Source organism: Yinghuangia sp. YIM S09857 (assembly GCF_051388915.1).
Taxonomy (GTDB): Bacteria; Actinomycetota; Actinomycetes; order Streptomycetales; family Streptomycetaceae; genus Yinghuangia.
Genome location: NZ_JBPKBH010000008.1, coordinates 379,432 through 396,061, shown reverse-complemented (window position 1 = coordinate 396,061; position 16,630 = coordinate 379,432). Strand labels below are relative to the sequence as shown.

Annotated in this window: 16 protein-coding genes and 1 tRNA gene; 7 read left to right on the top strand and 10 right to left on the bottom strand. The window is 71.7% G+C overall.

The genetic code is table 11. The features are described from left to right. Positions 1–108 precede the first annotated feature (108 nt). Complete coding sequence (locus tag ACRX5S_RS20270; protein WP_436774393.1) at positions 109–303, top strand: hypothetical protein; 195 nt, start codon at positions 109–111, stop codon at positions 301–303. 88 nt (positions 304–391) lie between these two features. On the opposite strand, the gene ACRX5S_RS20265 is transcribed toward ACRX5S_RS20270, so the two are convergent. Beyond that, positions 392–2,443 (bottom strand): protein phosphatase 2C domain-containing protein, encoded by a 2,052-nt coding sequence (locus tag ACRX5S_RS20265; protein WP_436774392.1) that lies wholly within the window; start codon positions 2,441–2,443, stop codon positions 392–394. A gap of 463 nt (positions 2,444–2,906) precedes the next feature. Between ACRX5S_RS20265 and ACRX5S_RS20260 the strand changes: the two genes are divergently transcribed. Next, the gene (locus ACRX5S_RS20260; RefSeq protein ID WP_436774391.1) at positions 2,907–4,073 is read left to right on the top strand and encodes a tyrosine-protein phosphatase; all 1,167 of its coding nucleotides are present in this window, start codon (positions 2,907–2,909) and stop codon (positions 4,071–4,073) included. Positions 4,074–4,465: 392 nt separating this feature from the next. On the opposite strand, the gene ACRX5S_RS20255 is transcribed toward ACRX5S_RS20260, so the two are convergent. Continuing rightward, on the bottom strand, positions 4,466–5,374 hold the full coding sequence (locus ACRX5S_RS20255) for an RNA polymerase sigma factor SigF (protein ID WP_436774390.1): 909 nt from the start codon (positions 5,372–5,374) through the stop codon (positions 4,466–4,468). A 410-nt stretch (positions 5,375–5,784) separates the two neighbouring features. On the opposite strand from ACRX5S_RS20255, the gene ACRX5S_RS20250 reads away from it, so the two are divergent. Continuing rightward, positions 5,785–8,637: a SpoIIE family protein phosphatase gene (locus ACRX5S_RS20250; RefSeq protein WP_436774389.1), complete on the top strand. Its 2,853-nt coding sequence runs from the start codon at positions 5,785–5,787 to the stop codon at positions 8,635–8,637. A 3-nt stretch (positions 8,638–8,640) separates the two neighbouring features. Here the strand turns inward: ACRX5S_RS20250 and ACRX5S_RS20245 are convergent, their stop codons facing one another. From ACRX5S_RS20245 to upp, 5 genes are all read right to left on the bottom strand, one after another. Next, entirely contained in the window at positions 8,641–9,564 is a 924-nt protein-coding gene (locus tag ACRX5S_RS20245; RefSeq protein WP_436774388.1) for an RNA polymerase sigma factor SigF, read from the bottom strand. Positions 9,565–9,863: 299 nt separating this feature from the next. Further along, entirely contained in the window at positions 9,864–10,157 is a 294-nt protein-coding gene (locus ACRX5S_RS20240; protein ID WP_436774387.1) for a Dabb family protein, read from the bottom strand. A gap of 3 nt (positions 10,158–10,160) precedes the next feature. Beyond that, a complete protein-coding gene (locus ACRX5S_RS20235; protein ID WP_436774386.1) occupies positions 10,161–10,667 on the bottom strand; it encodes a PH domain-containing protein in 507 nt (168 codons plus the stop codon). A gap of 74 nt (positions 10,668–10,741) precedes the next feature. After that, positions 10,742–10,909, bottom strand: coding sequence for a hypothetical protein (locus ACRX5S_RS20230; protein WP_436774385.1), 168 nt, complete (start codon positions 10,907–10,909; stop codon positions 10,742–10,744). 503 nt (positions 10,910–11,412) lie between these two features. Beyond that, entirely contained in the window at positions 11,413–12,054 is a 642-nt protein-coding gene (upp, locus tag ACRX5S_RS20225; RefSeq protein ID WP_436774384.1) for a uracil phosphoribosyltransferase, read from the bottom strand. A 726-nt stretch (positions 12,055–12,780) separates the two neighbouring features. Here upp and ACRX5S_RS20220 point away from each other — a divergent pair. The 4 genes from ACRX5S_RS20220 to ACRX5S_RS20205 all read left to right on the top strand — a co-directional run bounded on the left by ACRX5S_RS20220 (position 12,781) and on the right by ACRX5S_RS20205 (position 14,735). After that, positions 12,781–13,422 carry a response regulator gene (locus ACRX5S_RS20220; RefSeq protein ID WP_436774383.1) on the top strand — a complete coding sequence of 214 codons (642 nt, stop codon included), beginning with the start codon at positions 12,781–12,783 and terminating at the stop codon, positions 13,420–13,422. A gap of 227 nt (positions 13,423–13,649) precedes the next feature. Then, a complete protein-coding gene (locus tag ACRX5S_RS20215; RefSeq protein WP_436774382.1) occupies positions 13,650–14,117 on the top strand; it encodes a tRNA adenosine deaminase-associated protein in 468 nt (155 codons plus the stop codon). Between the two features lie 65 nt (positions 14,118–14,182). Continuing rightward, the gene (gene tadA, locus ACRX5S_RS20210) at positions 14,183–14,638 is read left to right on the top strand and encodes a tRNA adenosine(34) deaminase TadA (protein ID WP_436774381.1); all 456 of its coding nucleotides are present in this window, start codon (positions 14,183–14,185) and stop codon (positions 14,636–14,638) included. A gap of 10 nt (positions 14,639–14,648) precedes the next feature. Then, positions 14,649–14,735 (top strand) — tRNA-Ser (locus ACRX5S_RS20205). Positions 14,736–14,882: 147 nt separating this feature from the next. Here ACRX5S_RS20205 and ACRX5S_RS20200 read toward each other — a convergent pair. The 3 genes from ACRX5S_RS20200 to ACRX5S_RS20190 form a co-directional block, all read right to left on the bottom strand. Then, positions 14,883–15,263: a DUF2784 domain-containing protein gene (locus ACRX5S_RS20200; protein ID WP_436774380.1), complete on the bottom strand. Its 381-nt coding sequence runs from the start codon at positions 15,261–15,263 to the stop codon at positions 14,883–14,885. Positions 15,264–15,320: 57 nt separating this feature from the next. Then, positions 15,321–15,968 carry a LytR C-terminal domain-containing protein gene (locus ACRX5S_RS20195; protein ID WP_436774379.1) on the bottom strand — a complete coding sequence of 216 codons (648 nt, stop codon included), beginning with the start codon at positions 15,966–15,968 and terminating at the stop codon, positions 15,321–15,323. A 265-nt stretch (positions 15,969–16,233) separates the two neighbouring features. Further along, the gene (locus ACRX5S_RS20190) at positions 16,234–16,530 is read right to left on the bottom strand and encodes a type II toxin-antitoxin system VapB family antitoxin (RefSeq protein WP_358356092.1); all 297 of its coding nucleotides are present in this window, start codon (positions 16,528–16,530) and stop codon (positions 16,234–16,236) included. Between the last annotated feature and the right edge of the window lie 100 nt (positions 16,531–16,630).

Below are 16,630 nucleotides of genomic sequence, written 5' to 3'. Positions count from 1 at the left end.
GTGGGAGAGTAGGACGCCGCCGGAATTGATTTGTGTGAAGGCCCCCTCCGTTCCGGAGGGGGCCTTCACGCGTTTTGGGGAACCGTGCGGCGCGGTAGGGTCGTGCGCATGGCCGAGAACAATGAGATGGATCCTGCCGCAAGCACCCAGATGTTCCGTGCGTTCGTCGCGGAGCAGGGGAACCCGAACCCGGCACCGCCGGCGGAGCACCACCGAAGTGGTGGGGTCTCGCCGGTTGTCGTGGGCGTGATCGTCGTCGCCGTCATCGCGGTTGTCGTGGCGGCAGTGCTTGCGTTCGCCTGAGGGAAGACCGAAGGGAATACACAGAGGGCGGGACCGTGACGGTGCCGCCCTCTGCTGTTGTCTTCCCGTGTTGCCGGAGTCGGTCGTCCTAGGGTTCGGGCCACAGCGCGACGACCGCGCCGTCGTCCGTGTGGCTTCCCTCCACGACGTCGCCCAGGAAGTCCAGCAACTCCGGTGGGCGGCGCCAGTCTTCGGCCAGGCGGGCGGCCAGGCCTCCTGATCCCGCACCGAGGGACTCGGCGAATCCCCCTGTCATGAGGACCAGGGCGTCGCTCGGGCGCCAGGTGGTACGGCAGACGCGTACGTGCTCGGTGCCCTGTTCGGGAAGTGCCGGGGGCGGGACGTCCGCCGGGGTCTCGCGGATTCCGAGAGGGGCCCGCCAACCGCCTTCCGCGAGTCGGAGGATCGTGCTGTCGCCGAGCACCGCCATGTCCACGCGGTCGTCCTGCATGGGTTCGGCGGACGTGACGAGCACCGCGAGCCGGGTGGCCGGTGCGGGACGTCCCAGCGTCTTGGCCTTCGCGCCGATCTCTGCCAGCCGGGTGCGGAGTTCGGCCTGTACGCCGGCCAGGGTCGTCGTCCAGTCCCAGTCCTCGTAGCGGTCCGACATCGCCATACGGGAAACGGCCCGGTAGGTGCTGCGGATGGCGACCTGGGCGGCCAACTCCGGGGCGTACCCGCCGTCCACGCCGTCGCAGATGATGGAGATCGTCCATCGGCGGCTCGGGTCCGGGCCGGACGCGAAGCAGTTCTGCCGGGGTGTGCCCTGCTGCGAGTGCAGGTCACCACGGGCCGCGGCCGCGCGTACCGTCAGCCGGCCGATGCCGCCGCCGTCGACGACCATGCCGCCGCCGTCGGACAGCACCGGGGTGGGCAGGAGGCGCAGCATGCGCCGCGGTTCGGGTGATTCGTCCGCGTAGTCGTCTCGCTGGTCGCGCAACTCCGAGGGAGGGGCTGTCGGTTGCTTGGCCGGCGGAGGCGTGGTGCCCGGCTTTGTACTGGTTACCGCGGTCGCCGCGGCGGTTGCGGCAGTTGCGGGAGGAGGCGGCGGTGCCTGGACCGGGATCGCGGTGATCGTCCCCGTCGGGCCCGGGTCGTCGAACGAGCTGTCGGAGCCGGTGTCTTCGGAGCCACCGGCGGTCGCTGCCGTCGTCGTCTTGGTGCGGCCCCCGGTGTCCGTGTCCTCTTCCGTCGTTCCGGACGTTCCCGCAGGGTCGTCCGGGTGCAGGGGGTCGACCGGGTCCATCGGGTCCAGCCAGTCGGAGAGTGCCGACCCGCTGCGCGTCTCGCCCGTCCGCTCGCTCGTTCGCTCTCCGGCCCGTTCGCCTGTCCGCTCTCCCGCCCGGCGGGACGGGCTCTCGGACAGTGGCACCGAGGGGGCCTCCGCCGCCGCCGCGGGCGGGCGTACCGCGTAGGTGTCAGGGGGCAAAGTCCCTGCGGGCATCGCGTCGGACATCGGGGTCCCGGGCGGCGGGCCCGAGCCGAGCATGATGTCCTCCCAGGGGCTGGTGGCCCTGGTACGCCGGGGCCGAGTGGCCGGAGGCAGGCCCGCTCCGGCGGTGCCGATGGAATCGGCGTCGTCGTCCGGAAGGCCGAAGTTGTCGCCGGTACGCGCGGACCGGGGATCCGGCAGCCGTGTCTCGGACGTCCGTTCGTCGTCCTCCACGTCGTAAGGATCCCGTCCGCCGCGGCGACCCGCCGTGAACCTGGAGTCCGCGTCCTCACCCTCGTCCACCGGCCGCGCCGGGGGCGACGTCGGCTGCGGCGGGATGCCGGGCGCCGCGTCGTAGAAGTCGTCGCGGTCCCGGTCGCCGCCCCGACGGCCCCCGTCCGGACCGTCCTCGTCCCGGCCGTCCCCGTCGTCGCCGCGGTCGCGCGGCTCGCCGTACGTCTCGTCGGAACCGACGCCCAGGCCGAGCCAGTTCGCGATGCGCCGCACCGCGCCCGGGCGGTCGCCGCCGCCCGCCTCGTCGGTGTCCTCCCCGGCGTCGTCGTAGTCGTCCTGGTAGGGGTCGCCGTACGGGTCGCCGCCGCGCCGCGGCTCGTCGTACAGGTCATCGTCGTCGTACTGCCGCGCCGTCGTTCTCCGCGCCGGCTGTCGGTCGCCGGTTGTGGGGCGCCTGTCGAAACCGTCCGGCACGGTTCCCTCCTCTTTCTCCCGGGCACGCTTGCCTGTGCCCCCGGATCCCTTGCCCGGATCCCCCGCCCGCATCCGCCGACCCGTCCGTCCTGACCAAGTCTGCCGACCGGTTGTCACGTACGGTCCTAGCCTGCCCGGAACGTGCGGTGTGGCGCACGGATTCCGGCGCCGAGGGGCCTCGACCGAGGTTACGACGGGGTCTTGCGCGGGCGGTGCCGCCGACACGATCTTGTGACGTGCGCGGCGGATTGGCCGAAGATCATCGGAGTTCACTTTTCGGCCATCAAAATTCCTGTTCGTGCTCTCGATCCTTTCGCCCCTTTCGCTTACAGTCTGCGCACCTGATCGGTTGTGGCCGGTGACCGGTACTGACACGTGTCATCGGCCATCTCATGCTGCCCCGGCGTGCCGTGCGGCGTCGCCGCGCGTCCGCGTGCGGGGCACCGGACCAACTTGGAGTGGTATGAAGCTCCGTCGTACAAGAGCGGCCACCTGCGCGATGGTGGCCACGCTTGCCCTCGGCACCACAGCGGGAACCCTCGCGGTCTCCGGGACGGCCGTCGCGGCTCCGTCCCACCAGTCCGCCCACAGTGGCCGGACCGTCCTGTCCGACGCGGCGGCGGAGGCCGCGTCGGACGGTTCGGTCAAGCTGTCGTGGACGGCGAACCGCACCGGCGAGGTGCGGGTGTACGCGTCGACCAACCCGTCCTTCCCGGCCCTGACCGGCCGTCAGGTCGCGGTCACCAAGGCCACGTCCGTGACCGTCACGGGCCTGGACCCGGCCAAGCGCTGGTACTTCCAACTCGTGCCGGACCGCAACCCGCTCGGCGCGGTCACGGTGGCACCGCGCGGCGTCGGCCTCTCGGCCGCGGGCAACGCCCGTGACCTGGGCGGCTACAAGGCGGCCTACGGTCTGACCGTCAAGTACGGCCAGGTCTACCGCTCCGACGCGCTCACCAAGCTGACCGAGGCGGACATCGCCCGCCTCAAGGCGGTCGGCGTGGACACCGTCGCCGACCTGCGCACCGACTTCGAGCTGAACCTCAACGGCGCGGACAAGGTCCCGGCCGGCACCGAGGTCCTGCGCGTGCCGGTCTCGGACGGCGGCATGTACCAGAAGCTGAACGAGGTCATCGACAGCAGGGACCCGGTCAAGCAGGCCGAGGCGCTGGGCAACGGCAAGGCCGAGCAACTGCTGGTCGACGCGAACCGGTCGTTCGTGAACGACCCGGCGCAGCGCGCGCAGTTCGCCCAGGTGATCAAGCGGATCGCGAACGGCGAGACGACGCTGTTCAACTGCTCGGCCGGGAAGGACCGCACCGGCTGGATGTCGGCGGTCATCCTGACCGCGCTCGGCGTCGACCGGGCGACGGTGACGCAGGACTACCTGCTGAGCAACACGTACCTCAAGGCCGCCAACGACAGGACCAAGGCGGGGCTGAAGTACGCGGGCCTCATGGAGAACCCGGACCTGCTCGACCCGCTGCTCGGTGTCCAGAAGCAGTACCTGGACGCGGCGTTCGACGAGGTGCAGAAGGAGTTCGGCTCGTTCGACCGCTTCCTGCGCGTCGGGCTGGGCCTGGACGTGGTGACGCTGACGAAGCTGCGCCTGCAACTCCTGACCGTCTGACAGGGCTCACACGTCTGCCTGCCTGACACGGCCGACAGCCTGACGGTCCATCAATCAGCGCAGTAGCAACGGAGCGGCGGCATCCGGGACGAACTCCCGTGTGCCGCCGCTCTCGACGTGTGTCCCCGTGTACGTCTCGGGGCGCGTCTCCGCACCCGACCGCACGGTGCGCCCAATCGGGGCGACATGTCGCTTCCTGGACTTGTTCATGTGGTCTGTCCCACCGGTGAGCGCACCCTCCCCCGAAGGGTGGCGATCACCAATCCGTTGGTTCCCCCCTGTAATTCCTATGGGTTTCCTGCCATGAAACAGCGGGATTCCGTCGCGTCCCCGGCCTCCCCCCACCCCCCAGGGCGTGTGCCGCGCCGGCTCGCGGCGACACGGCCCTGCGTTCAGCAGTCCCCCAGCTCGGCGCGCAGGCGCGTGAGAGTGCGGGACAGGAGCCTGGACACGTGCATCTGGGAGATGCCCAGCTCGGTGGCGATCTGGGACTGCGACATGCTCTGGAAGAACCGCATCATGAGGATCTTGCGCTCGCGCGCGGGCAGTCTGGACAGCAGCGGCCGCAGGGCCTCGCGGTACTCGACGCCTTCGAGCGCCTGGTCCTGGTAGCCGAGGCGGTCCGCGAGCGTGCGCTCCTCGGTGCCGTCGGGGGCGTCGAGCGAGGAGGGCGCGTACGCGTTGGTGGCCTCCAGGCAGGCGACCACTTCTTCCTGGGTGACCTGGAGGTACACGGCCATCTCGGCCACCGTCGGCGCGCGGTCGTTGGCCTGTGACAGGGTCTCGATCGCCTCGGACAGCGACAGCCACAGCTCCTGGACGCGTCGCGGCACGCGCAGCGACCAGCCGCTGTCGCGGAAGTACCGCTTGATCTCGCCGATGATGGTGGGCATGGCGTACGAGGGGAACTGCACGCCGCGGTCCGGGTCGAACCGGTCGATGGCCTTGATCAGGCCGATCGTGCCGACCTGCACGACGTCCTCGTGCGGCTCGTTGCGGTGCCGGAACCGGTTCGCCGCATAGCGGACGAGCGGGAGGTTCTGGCGGATGAGACGGTCGCGGACGTAGCCGTGCTCCGGTGTCCCGCGCTCCAGTTCGGCGAGCCGGGCGAAGAGCACGGCGGACATGCGGCGGACCTCGGAGCTGTCGCGTGGCCCGTCGGGATCGGGTTCGAGTGTGTCGAGTGGACCCGGGTCGTCGGCCGGCGGGAGTGCGGCGGGCCGCCGCCCGATCGGGACCTCGGGGAGTGTGCGAGGCGCGAGTTCGTCGTGAACGTGCTGGGTGTCGAGCAGGGCAGACATCCGTACCTCATCGCGGGATCGTCTAGAACCGGCAGTGCTTTCCGGACTGGCCGGATCGATACCGGTCGGTGTCCATCAGATCAATACCAGAAGCCGCGTCCTTATCAAACCGCTTCGGGCAAACCAGACATTTACCATCAAAATTCTTCATATCACACAGCCTCGGGTAGGGTACAGATCAAATCCAGGCGAATGTCGATCAAGATACGTAGTTGTTTATGCTCACGAGTGGCGCGAATCGGCCGTTATTGCTATAGGTGTGTTGTCCAACGGATCCGGTGTGCACCGCGTAACCTTGCGCGACAGTGCCACCCGGGGAGTGGCCGCGCGATGCCGGATCCGTACTCGGGGCGGGGGACTCGCGACGGATGCGCGTCCAGGGCATCGCGTCACCACCGAGGAGGCAGCGCATGGGGGACGAACGGGGGAACGGATTCCCGACGACCCCTCGAACCGGAGTCGCCGCGATGAGCGCCGCCGTCGGAGCGGGGGCCGCGCGTCCCGGCCGTGGCTTCGTGCCCGCCTGGTCGTGGCCCGGTCTCCAGGCACCGCTGGAACCCCTGCTTCTCGACCTGGTGGAGACGTGCGGCCGCGAGTCGCCGGTCGCCGTCGTGATGCTGCACCTGTGGCACGAGGACATCGCGGAACTGCGCGGTGTGGCCGGTCTCCTGATGGACTTCGTCGGCCCGCCCACCATCTGCCACCTGTGGTGCCGCATCCTCCCGGACGAGCACCTGCCGGTCACCGAGGCGCTGCGTTCGCGCCGCGTCGTCACCGTGGAGGACCAGGTCGCCGGGGCCGCGCGCTACCCGCGCCGGGAGGCGCAGACGTGGGGCGGCCGCACCGGCTCGTGCATCGCGGTGCCGCTCGGCGGTCCGATAGGCGCGTCCTCCCGAGAGGAGCCGGTACGCGGTGTCCTCACCGTCGCGTTCCGCGACCCGATGCGGTTCGGGCCGCGGCTGACCGCGCGGGTCCGGGCGTTCGCCGAGCTGATCGGCGAGGAGATCGCGGGCCTCGGCGAACTCCCGCTGGCGGAACCGTTTCGCCGGGCGCACACCGTCGGGACGGCCGCGGCGAACGGCGGTTGGGCGTCAGGTCCCGTGGCCACTCCTGCCCCCACCTCTTCCCCCACCTCTTCCGCCACTCCGGGTGCCACCGCGCTGACCGCCCCCGCCCGGGCGTCCGCCGGCGGGCCGGTCCGCGCGTCCGCCCCGGCCGCCGAGCCGCTGGGCGTGCGCATCGCCGCCGAGCAGGGCACCGCTCCCGCACCCGCCACGCCCGCCGCACCTGCCACGTCCGCCCGGCGTTCCCGCCGGTCGCGGCCCAATCTCCAGTCGACGCTGGACGCGCTCGACGCGGCCGGCACCGGGACGTTCGACTGGGACCTGGTCAGCGGCGAGATCGTGCTCGACCCCCGGCTGGGCGGGCTCCTGGGTTCGCGCGGGGCGTACGTCGGACCGATCGAGTCGGTCCTGTGCGCGCTGCACCCGGACGACTACCCGGGGTTGCGCCTCAATCTCGCCGAGGCGTTCGCGAACGACGGGCGACTCAGCTCCGGGCACCGGATGCTCGACCCCGAGGGCGGCCCGCACCGGTGGGTGGAGGTGCGCGGGAGCGTCGTGAAGGCGTCCGGCGGCCGCCCGCGCCGCCTGCGCGGTGTGGTCACCGACGTGACCGAGGTGTCCGACCTGCGCCTGAGCCTCGCGCGGCAGGCCGAGGAGGTCGAGGCGCTGGTCATCGTCGTCGACGAGGAGTGGCGCGTCATCTACTGCAACGGCCCCAGCGAGCAGCTCTTCCGCAGGCCGCGCGCCGAGATCCTGGGACGCCCGCTGCACGCGCTGCTGCCCGAGGCCCGCAGCCACGGGTGGGGGCGCCACCTGTTCGCGGCGCTCCAGGAGCGCCGCCCGCAGTCGTTCACGCTGCATGTGCCGGGCGACGACCGGTGGTTCCGGGTCCGGGCGTACCCGCGTCCGGACCAGATGCTGTTGTTCTGCCTCGACATCACCGAGGAGCGCCGGCAGGAGGCCGAACGTCGTGAGGCGGCCCAGCTCGCGGCCGCGCAGCAGGCGCGAATCCAGTTGCTGACAGCGGCACTTGCCGAATCACTGACGGTGCGCGACGTGGTGCGCGCGGCACGTCGACTGCCCGCGGTCTGCGGTGCGGACGGCCTGGTGATCGGGATGGTGCAGGACGGCCGGCTCCGGGTCGTCGGCCACGCCGGGTACCCGCCGCGCGCCGCAACCGGCTACACCGCATGGGAGTTGGACGAGGACGCGCCCTTCGTCGAGGCGGTGCGCCGCCGCAGCGCCTTTGCGATCACCTCGCGTAGCGAATACCTGCGCCGCTACCCGCACTTGGTGGACCTCGCGGGCGCGGCGGGCAAGCAGGCCTGGGTGTTCCTGCCGTTGGTCGCCTCCGGCGAGGTCGTCGGCACGGCGATCCTCTCCTACAACCACGAGCGGCAGTTCGACGCCGACGACTACCGCCTGTTCGGCCAGTTGCGCGCGCTGCTCGCCCGCGCGCTGCACCGCGCGCGCCGCTACGACGACGAGCACGCGATGTCGTCGGGCCTGCAACGCGGCCTGCTGCCGGGTCGCCCGGCGCGCGTCGCGGGGCTGACGGTCGCCACGCGCTACATTCCCGCGACGGTCGGCATGCAGGTCGGCGGCGACTGGCATGACGTGATCTCGCTGCCGGACGGACGCGTGGGGCTGGTGATCGGCGACGTGCAGGGACACGGCGTGGACGCCGCGGCGATCATGGGAATCCTGCGAACCGCGGTGCTGGCGTACGCGGTCGAGGGGCACGAGCCGGCCGAGGTGGTGCGGCGCACCAACATGCTGACCGCGGGGCTCGGCACCGACCTGTTCGCGACGTGCGCGTACGTCGAGTTCGACCCGCACACCGGCCGCGCGGTCGCGGTGCGGGCGGGCCACCAGCACCCGGCCGTGCTCGGGCGCGCGGGGACGGCGCTGGTGGACGTCCCGGGCGGGCTGCCGCTCGGCATCGACACCGACGCGCAGTACCCCGCCACCGAACTGGTGCTGGAGCCCGGCGACGTCCTGGTGCTCTGCACGGACGGCCTGGTCGAGTCGCGCGGGCTCAGCCTGGACGACGGCGTGGCGTGGATGCTGGAGACCCTGGAGCACGGCCGGGGCATGACCCCGGACGGGCTCGCGGGACACCTCATCGCCCGCCGCACCGGCGAACTGGGCGACGACATCGCGCTGTTGCTCGCCCGGTACGACGGCGTGGACGGCTGAGGGCTACGCCGACAGGTCCGCGCGCAGTCGGGCCAACGCCCTTGCCAGCAAACGCGATACGTGCATCTGGGAGATGCCGAGGCGCTCGCCGATCTGCGACTGGGTCATGTTGCCGAAGAACCGCAGCATGATGATCTGCCGGTCGCGCGGCGGCATGCGGGCCAGCAGCGGGCGCAGCGCCTCGCGGTACTCGACGCCGTCCAGCGCCTCGTCCTCCTGGCCGAGCCGGGCGATGAGCGCGTTGTCGCGGTCGTCGTCCAGGTCGTGCGCGTCGAGGGAGGCGGGCGAGTAGGCGTTGGCGGCCTCCATGCCCTCCAGGATCTCCTCGACGGACATGCCCAGGTGGTTGGCGAGTTCGACCACGGTCGGCGCGCGGTCGTGCTTGTGCGAGAACTCCTCGGTGGCCTCGGCCAGCGCCAGGCGCAGCTCCTGGAGGCGGCGCGGGACGCGTACGCTCCACGACGTGTCGCGGAAGAACCGCTTGATCTCGCCGATGATCGTCGGGACCGCGTAGGTCGGGAACTCCACGCCGCGGTGCGGGTCGAAGCGGTCGATCGCCTTGATCAGGCCGATGGTGCCGACCTGGAGGACGTCCTCGTACTGGTCGGTCCGGCTGCGGAAGCGGTTCGCCGCGAACCGCACCAGCGGAAGGTTGAGTTCGACGAGGGTGCCGCGCACGTACGCGTGCTCGGGCGACCCCTCCTCGACCTCCGAGAGGCGCAGCAGGAGGGTGCGCGAGAGCACCCGGGTGTCGAGCGGGGCCTCGGGGGCGGCCGCGGCGGTGCGTGGTGCCGTGCCCGGGGTGGCGGACCCGTCCCGCGCGGCCGGCACGGCGGCCGTGCCGGAGCGGGGGAGGGGCACGGAGACGGATTGGGTTGCGGAGTCAGCCTCGGCGGCATCCACCGCGGACGCATCGCGTAGCAGCACTGGAGAGCCCACCTCCTCGTCGGAGCCGAACCTGGTCGGCCGTCCGTCGGGTCCGGGCGGCCGTCGTTCGCTACCCACATACCGGTGTGCGCGGCGGCCAAACCCCTTGCGACATCCTGGATTTGTCACCTGAAGCGCGTCAACTCGGACGTGGTCCCCCGGGCAACCAGTGATGAAGCGGGCAAATGTTGTGCCGAACGGGTTGGAAATCGCGGGAAGTTACCCGTGGGTCGGGTCCTTCGGGCCTTGCCGGGACCCGCGTTCGGACCCCGTTCGGCCCTCGTTCAGGTCTCCGGTGTTCAGCTCTCCAGGTCCGCGACGACCCAGGTGGCGAACGCGCGCCACAGGGCGGCGGCGGCCTGGTGGTCGGGGTGCGTCAGGTAGCGCTGGAGCGCGTCGCGGTCCTCGACGTCGCAGACGATCGCGTAGTCGTAGGCGATGTCCCGCTCGGTGATGTTCCATCCGCACTGCCACGACTTCAGCTCGGGGACGACGCCGTCGAGTGCCGCGAACGCCTTGTGCCCCTCGGCCACGCGCGGCTCCTCGCGCGAGACGCCCTCGTTCAGCTTGAAGAGCACCAGGTGACGGATCATCGCTTACCCCTTGGCATCGAACAGCAGGTCGCACATCCGGACATAGATCGTGTCCGGCCACGGAACATACTGCACGTCCTTCAGGGCGTCCTCGGTGACGTCCGATTCCAGGAGCAGCGTGCCGTGCCCGAGGATGCGGCCGGACAGCGAGCGCTGGAACTTCAGCTCGCTCACCTCGCCGAGCGGCACCATCAGCACGTGCCGGGTCAGCACGCCGTGGGCCACGATGACCCGGCGGTCGGTGACGAAGAAGTAGTCGTGGCGCCAGACCAGCACGTGCCAGGTCAGCCACAGCACGGCGGCGACGACCGCGGGCCACAACGCGAGGTGCACGACGGCGTTCTCCTCCGGGAAGTACCACGCCATCGCGAGGGCGAGCACGGCGGCGCCGAGGGCGGCGGCCCCGGGGCGGATGAGGATCGACCAGTGGCGGCGCACCGCCACCACGCACTTCTCGGCGGGCAGGAGGTACCGCTGAACGGTCTTCGGGGATATCGACGGGTCCAGCATCGGCGGCGGCGTTCTCGGGGTTCTCGGGGTTCCGGGCGGCGGGGGTTCCGTGGGCGGCGGGGGCTCGGTCCGGCTCAGTTGGCCAGGTTGCCGATCTGGTTGCCGACCCACTTGGAGGCCGAGGAAATGGCCGAGAACCACTGCGCGATCAGGTCGCTGGCCTTGTCCGGTGTGGCGATGATCGTATAGACGACGAAGCTTATGAGCAGTACGCCGATGATCTTCTTGGCCTGCACCTGCATCGTCCTGCCTCCCCTGAGAAGCGCCGCCCGACGCTCACCCTCATTGATACCGGTCCCTGCGGACTGCGGCGAGCCTCCACGCCGTACGGCCGGGGGAAGCGAAACATGGCGATCCCGGTATGCCCGCGAATGACCTGTAAGTCCGTCCGGCGGGCGCGGATGGGGCCGTAAAGAATCCCCAAAGCGGGTGAGGAAAAACCAGAAGAAGAGGGAGCGGCCGCGGGGGGAATCGGTCGCTCCCTCTTCTTTGCAGGGACCCGGCCGGCGCAACGGTGGGTCGAACCGTCGCAGGCATCGGCCTGGAGTCCCGGGTGCCGGCGGGGCTCCTGCCCAGCCCCGGGCACACCACCAAGCATGCGCCGTACCGAACGGTTGTGCATCCGGCGGACGTCCCCGTTTGCGGGGGTCTTTGGTCCCGGGTCCCCGTTCGCGGGGGTCCCGGGTCCCGGGTCCTGGGTTCTGCGGGTTCTCGGCCGCGTGGGCTGTGGGCGGGTCCCGCCCGGTCAGCCCGCGGTGCCGTAGAGCCGGTCGCCCGCGTCGCCGAGGCCCGGCACGATGTAGCCGTGCTCGTTGAGCCGTTCGTCGACCGCGGCGGTGACCACGGTGACCTGCACCTCGGAGTCCTCGAACGCCTTGCGCATCACCTCGACCCCCTCCGGGGCCGCGAGCAGGCACAGGGCTGTGACGTCGAGTGCGCCGCGTTCGATCAGCAGGCGCGTCGCGGCGATGAGAGTGCCGCCGGTGGCGAGCATCGGGTCGAGGACGTACGCCTGCCGCCCGGTCAGGTCGTCCGGCATGCGCGTCGCATAGGTCGACGGTTGCAGCGTGCCCTCGTCGCGGATCATCCCGAGGAACCCGACCTCCGCGGTGGGCAGCAGCCGCACCATGCCGTCGAGCATGCCCAGCCCGGCCCGGAGGATCGGCACAACAAGGGGACGCGGGTACGACAGCTTCACGCCGGTCGTCGCGGAAACAGGGGTGCGCAGGTCCACGCGGTCCACCCGGACGTCGCGGGTCGCCTCGTACGCCAGCAGTGTGACGAGCTCGTCGGCCAGCCGTCGGAACGTCGGCGAGTCGGTGCGCTCATCGCGCAGCGTGGTGAGTTTGTGCGCGACGAGGGGATGGTCGACGACATGAATCCGCATGGTGAGACAGTATCCGCTCGCTCGCGCCGATCCCGACTGCGGTGGCGTAAAACCCGCTGAACGGGCAGGTTAAAAGGAGTCGGGACGAAACACGACAGGGACGCGAGGGGAGCCATGGCCCAGTCGAGGCGCAGCACGGCACGGACCCGCACGGCCGCAAACCCTGCCGCAGGGCCGCCTGTCACGAGCCCGCCCGCGACTGCCCCGCCTGCGACTGCCCCGCCGGCTTCTGACGTCTCTTCCGGGGGCGCGTCCGGACGGCGGGCTCCGGGGACGGGTGCCTCCGGAGGCTCGGGTGCCGCAGGTTCCTCGGGGTCTTCGAGCGCCGCCGACGTGTCGGGCAAGGCCGATACCCCGGCCCGCTCCGCTCGTTCCGCCCGGTCTCGCTCCCCGCGGTCCCGGCGCGGCGGCTCCTCCGGCAAGCCTGCCGACAAGTCCGCCGAGAAGCCGACCGGCGGGAAGTCGGGGTCGGCACGGAGCAAGTCCGGCGGGTCTGCGGCGGCCAGGTCCGCGGCGGGCCGGACGGCGTCCGGCAAGGCGGCCGAGTCGGCGAAGGGGCTCGGAACGGCGTCGGTGAAACCGACGGGGTCCGCGGGTCGGTCGCAGGGGGCGTCCCTGAACGGGGCCGTGGACCAGCCGGGGTCCCGGACCCGGCGTTCGCCGGCCAAGTCCGCCCGTGCATCCGCGTCGGTCGCCAACGGCGTCCGGCCCGCAACCACCGCGCGCGTGACCGACAGCGCGCCCGGCCCGTCCGGGCGCAAGGCGTCGTCGGAGCGGGGGAAGAGCGGAGCCGGGCGTACGGCCTCCGGTTCCGCGAACGCGTCGGGTGCCGAAGGCCGACCTGGCTCCAGCCCGGCTGCGGCTGCGGCTTCGGCCGGGTCCGCCGCGCCCCGCGCCCGACGCCGCGCGTCCGCGTCGCGCAAGACCTCGGTGCGGCGCCCGGTGTCCCGGGCCGCCGCGGCCGAAGCGACCGACGAGACTCCCGCCGCAATTGCCGCCCCCGTCCCGGCCGACCCTGCGGTCACGGGCGCCACGGCTGTCGACGCGCCCGCGCCCGACCCGACTTCGTCGACCGACCAGACCGACCCGACCGACCCGACCGACCCGATCGACCCGATCGACCCGAACGTTCCCGCGGGCGAACCCGTCGAGGGCGCGCCGCCCGGCGCCGGGCTGCCGTCCGTCGAGGCGGCCGTACGCGCGCCCGAGGGCCGTCCCGAGGAGACGGACGCCGAACGCCGCCGCCGACGGGCCCTGTTCCTGCGGGAGTTGGCCGAGGCGCACGAGCTCCGCGAGCGCATCCAGCCGCGGCGCACCCGGACCGCCCGGCTGCGTCAGATGATGCGTATGCGCACCTTCCGGTACTGATCCCGCCGTCCCTCCCACACACCCCTCACGACGCCCGCGCGCCCAGGGTCCCAATCCGCGCGCGGGCGCCCTCGTTTCTGCCACGATGCGTGAGGGAAGCACATCCGTGGTTCCGGGCCCGCGGGGATCCCGGCACGCGAGCCGGGGGACGGCGGGGAACCGAGAACACGGCAGGGCGCGCGGACGGGAAGCCGGCCGCGCCGAGTCTGACGACCTGGGAGAGTCCGGTGGCGTACTTCGCCGCAGTGCTTGTGCGTACTGAGCACCAATGGGAGGCGCAAGAGGTCGACCTCGACGATGTCGAGGACCTCGACGGGATCGCCGATCTCGCACGCGCCTTGTCGGTCGACGACGAACCGGTCCTCCTGCTCGTCGAGCAGGAGGACACCTGGTTCGCCGTCATTCGCGTGGACGGCGAGGAGGATCCGCGCATCTACGTCTCCGACGCCGCCGCGGTCGCCCGCAGCGCCTACGGCGACACCCTGCTGACCGCCGAAGTCCTGGGCCACGACCCGGACGACGACGAGGAGGCTTCGCCCACCGGCCCGGCCGGCGACGAGACCGTCCTCGCGGACCTCGGCGTCGACCCCGACGAGCTCACCGAACTCGGCGGCGGCGGACGGCTGCCGGCCGACGCCCTCATCGTGATCGCCGAACGCCTCGGCTGCGCCGACGAACTGGAGACCGTGCGTTGACGGTCCCGCCGGCCACCCCGGACCGGGATCGCAGAGGCCCGGTCCGGACCCGGTACGAACCCTGGATGCGCCTCGCCCTGGACGAGGCGCGCCAGGCCCCGGCCACCGGCGACGTGCCCATCGGCTGCGTCGTCCTCGGCCCGGACGGCACGGTCGTCGGCCGCGGTCGCAACGAGCGCGAGGCGTACGGCGACCCCACCGCGCACGCCGAGGTCGTCGCCCTCCGCGAAGCCGCCCGCACGGTCGGCGAATGGCGCCTCTCCGGCTGCACTCTCGTGGTCACCCTCGAACCCTGCACCATGTGCGCGGGCGCGATCGTGCTCGCCCGCGTCGACCGAGTCGTCTTCGGCGCCTGGGACGACAAGGCCGGCGCCGCCGGCTCCCTCTGGGACGTCCTGCGCGACCGCCGCCTCAACCACCGCCCCGAAGTGGTGTCCGGCGTCCTGGAACAGGAGTGCGGCACCGTCCTCAGCACCTTCTTCCGGCAAACCGGTTTCGGGACACAGGGTCACGTCGGGTAGGCTCTCCCTCGGTAGCGTGTCCGAGCGGCCTAAGGAGCACGCCTCGAAAGCGTGTGAGGGGGCAACTCCTCCGTGGGTTCAAATCCCACCGCTACCGCTCTCAGCAGTATCGACGCCGGGTCGGTCCATCATGGACCGGCCCGGCGTCTGCGTTCGGTCTCGCTCGGTGGTCTCATTCGGGGCGGTTGGCCGCACTTCCCCTTCACGCCCGCCGTTGATGCGGGCTTGTTGATGCGGGCTTGCGTCAGGGGTTGCCGCGGCGGGGGGCGGGGTGGGTGAGGCGCCTGCGGAGGGGGACGTACCAGGAGGCCAGGACGCATGCGACGGCGAGGAGTTGCAGGAGCAGGGTGTACCGCTCGGGGTAGAGGACGCCCTCGATGTAGTGGTCGATGAAGCCGGAGGGCGGGAGGCGGTTGCCGCCGGCGCGGTCGCGGGCCCAGTTCTCGGCGGCGGTCAGCGGGCATTCGACTCCGGCGGTGAGGATCAGGACGCCCCACACGCCCGCCGCCAGGTGCGGCCACAGCATGCGGGGCCAGTGCCACGCGAGGAAGCCGCCGACCACGACGTATCCGATGAAGGCGAAGTGCGTGACCATGGCCGCGTCGGCGAGGATGCGGTAGCCCATACACCTGTCATGCCCCGTGGGGCGGGTCATGACAGGTGGGGACGGCGTGCGGTTCGGTCAGCAGCCCGGTGCCGCGGAGGTGGCCGGGGCCGGGGCGGGCGGGGCGAGGGCGGCCGCGGCGGCGTCCGGCGCGGCGAGGGCCTGGAAGGTCTCGCCGAGGACGACGTCGACGGAGGCGTCCGTACGCGCGTCCTCGACCGGCTGCATGCCCGCCGCGTGCGCGCCGACGACCGAAGACGGGGTCTTGCCGGGGATGCCCGCGCGGATCTGGCCGGGGCCGGGCATGGCCGGGGTCTTGGGCTGGCGCAGCGGGTCGTTGGCGACCGTGCCGATCACGAAACCGCGCGCCTTGAGCTCGTCGGCGACGCTCTTGGCCAGGCCGGTGCGGTCGGTCGCGTTGTAGACGTTGACCGTGATGGTGTTGGCGGCGGGGAGGTCGCCAGGGGTGCCGGGTACGACGGCCGCCTGGGTGCCGGGCGCCGCGGGCGAACCGCTGGGCGCCGGCGTGCACTGCTTGCCGGCCGCGGTGTTCTTGTCGTCCGCGGTGTAGTGGTACACCGCCCAGGCTCCCGTGCTCAGCACCGCGAGCGCGACGAGGCAGGCCACGATGATCGGCCACTTGCGCCGGCGGCGGGTCATCCGCGGGTACAGCTTGCCGGTGATCTTGTACTGCCCCCGCATTCCGCGGGGAGTGAGCATGCTCATCGACGCGCCCCCATCCTCCTCGCACCCCCGGCCACACGTGCGTGGTCAGGGCGGTCTGTTGCGTACCGGAACCCAACGTCGGTTCCGGCCCGCCGTGCTGCCGAGACTAACGCCGACCTGCGCGGATCCGCGCGGGGACGCGTCGTGTGCGACCGGGTTCTGCTGGGCCGTCAGGGTGAGCCCTGACGGGTGGTCCTGGGGTGGCTGCGCCGCGTGTACGACCGGGCCTCGGTGTCGTCGGGAGCCTGCCCGGACCGGCCCTGCGTCAGTCCAGTTCGAGCACGCGCGCGTGCAGAACCTGGCGCTGTTGCAGGGCCGCTCTGACCGCACGATGCAGGCCGTCCTCCAGATAGAGGTCGCCCTGCCACTTCACGACGTGGGCGAACAGGTCGCCGTAGAACGTCGAGTCCTCGGCCAGGAGAGTGTCCAGGTCGAGCTGTCGTTTGGTCGTGATGAGCTGGTCCAGACGCACCGGCCGCGGGGCGATGTCGGCCCACTGGCGGGCACCCGACCTCCCGTGGTCCGGGTACGGCTTGCCGTCACCGATCCGCTTGAAGATCACAGGGGTCACCCTACCGGGGCCGGGGTGCCTGCCGTCGCCGCCGTGGCCTACTCGTTCTCTGCGATACGTGTTCGAGGGCGGTCCGGACCGGCGCGCCGGG